We start from the raw sequence: 1,451 nt of genomic DNA, 5'->3' as shown, positions 1-1,451 counted from the left end.
CTAGGATTTGACATGCCAACGCTCATCGTATTCTTTCATCGGCCACGCGTGATGTCAAATCAATTTGACACCAAACTTAACTATCGATCCATGCGATTTGATTGGGGCAAGTTGTTCGACGAACTGAAGCGCGAGGGACAGTTCGGCAGCGATGCGCAACTGGCCGACAGCCTGGGGCTGACGCGTGCGCAAATCTCGGCATGGCGCACCGGCAAAAGCGATCTCGGTATCCTCACCAAGATCAAGATCCTCGATGCGCTGGGCCACGACACGTTGCGTACGTCGCTGTCGAGCTTGCTGCCCGAGAAAAACCGGGAAACGCAGGCCGCACAGCATGCGAAGCTTCTCGCGCGCATCGACCGAATCCGCTCGGGAGCAGGCGTCGTGCCCGCCAAGCGGGACGACGCGGCCTACTCGCCCGTAGCAGCGAACAATCTTCTTGGCGAATTGCCCTTGGAGGAGCGCAAGCGCATCGAGCCCCATCTGTCGTGGGTCGCGCTGCCGCTCGGGCATGTGGTGTATGAACCGGGCGATCACCTGAGCCACGTCTACCTGCCGACGACCGCGATCATTTCGATGCTGTACGTGATGGAAAACGGTTCGTCCGCGGAGATTGCCGTGGTCGGACGCGACGGGCTGCTGGGCGTCGCGCTGTTCATGGGCGGTGAAACGATGCCGAACCGGGCCATCGTCCAGAGCGCGGGCGAAGCGTTCCGCCTGAGCGGACAGATCGTGAAAGAGGAATTCGCGCGCGGCGGCGCGTTGCAGCGCGTGTTTCTGCGCTACACGCAGGCGCTCATCACCCAGATGGCGCAGACGGCCGTGTGCAATCGCCATCACTCGATCGCGCAGCAATTCTGCCGCTGGCTGCTGCTGAGCCTCGACCGGCTGGATTCGCGCAACGTGCGAATGACGCAGGAATTGATTGCCGACATGCTCGGCGTGCGCAGAGCCAGCGTGACGGAAACCGCAAAACGGCTTCAGGAAGAAGGCATCATCCGTTATTCGCGCGGATTGATCGAAGTCGTCGATCGCAGCGCCCTCGAGCGGCGTGTGTGCGAATGCTACATGGTAGTCAAGAAGGAAAGCGACCGGCTGCTGTCGCAAAAGTAGGTCATGCCCGGGCTGCGTCCCGCCATCGGCATGACGCGCATGCCTGCCGAACGCGTTTCTCAGCCAGTCGATGTCCATGCCGTCCCAATCGCCCATGTACCGGGTCTTCCGAAAACGCCCGACCTATTTCCCGACCTGATTGCCGACAACCCCGCCGACGGCCGCTCCACCAACGGTGCCCAACGCACTGCCGCCCGTCAGGACCGCACCGGCGACGCCGCCGACACCGGCGCCGATCACGGTATCCGTTCCGCGGTGGGACATATCGCCGCAACCCGCCAGTACGATCGCCGTCATGGTGACTATCGCCGTCCCGACCGCCACGGAATGTAGCTTTC

2 protein-coding genes are annotated in these 1,451 nt (G+C 62.2%); one reads left to right on the top strand and one right to left on the bottom strand.

What is annotated here, in order from left to right; translation table 11 throughout:
* The first annotated feature begins 90 nt into the window (after window positions 1-90).
* Window positions 91-1,113, top strand: a complete 1,023-nt coding sequence (locus J7024_RS36925; protein WP_327796283.1) for a helix-turn-helix domain-containing protein — start codon at window positions 91-93, stop codon at window positions 1,111-1,113.
* A 123-nt stretch (window positions 1,114-1,236) separates the two neighbouring features.
* On the opposite strand, the gene J7024_RS36920 is transcribed toward J7024_RS36925, so the two are convergent.
* On the bottom strand, window positions 1,237-1,451 hold a 215-nt coding region (locus tag J7024_RS36920; RefSeq protein WP_234746051.1), incomplete at its 5' end, for a glycine zipper 2TM domain-containing protein.

Source organism: Burkholderia sp. WTPI3, from assembly GCF_021483755.1.
Lineage (GTDB): Bacteria > Pseudomonadota > Gammaproteobacteria > Burkholderiales > Burkholderiaceae > Burkholderia.
This window is presented reverse-complemented; position numbering and strand designations above follow the sequence as displayed.

Excerpts from the sequence above, each read along its gene's own strand:
- J7024_RS36925 (WP_327796283.1), top strand. The coding sequence starts at position 91 with ATGCGATTTGATTGGGGCAAGTTGTTCGACGAACTGAAGCGCGAGGGA.